Source organism: Micromonospora sp. ATLC20 (assembly GCF_057196585.1).
Genome location: NZ_JBXUOV010000443.1, coordinates 1 through 214, shown reverse-complemented (window position 1 = coordinate 214; position 214 = coordinate 1). Strand labels below are relative to the sequence as shown.

The 214-nt window shown below is 67.3% G+C and carries 1 protein-coding gene; it reads right to left on the bottom strand.

Annotated features, from left to right (window positions below):
- On the bottom strand, nucleotides 1-214 hold a 214-nt coding region (locus AC2CHG_RS31825; RefSeq protein WP_484526253.1), incomplete at both ends, for a hypothetical protein.

Sequence of the window (214 nt, the reverse complement as noted above, 5' to 3'; positions counted from 1 at the left end):
TCGGCGTCAGCCGGTACACGTCCTCCACCTCACGGCCGTCGCCCACCACCGCGTCCACCGCCGCCTGATCCAGCCCGGCAAGCGGGAAGTCCTCCGGCGTACATCCGCCGGCAGCCTCGTCGACGCAGTGGTCGATGAGGTTTTCGAGGGTGTTCAGGTAGGTCTGGGCGAGGGTGGTGATGGTGGTGGGGTGGTGGATGTGGTGGTTGTAGGC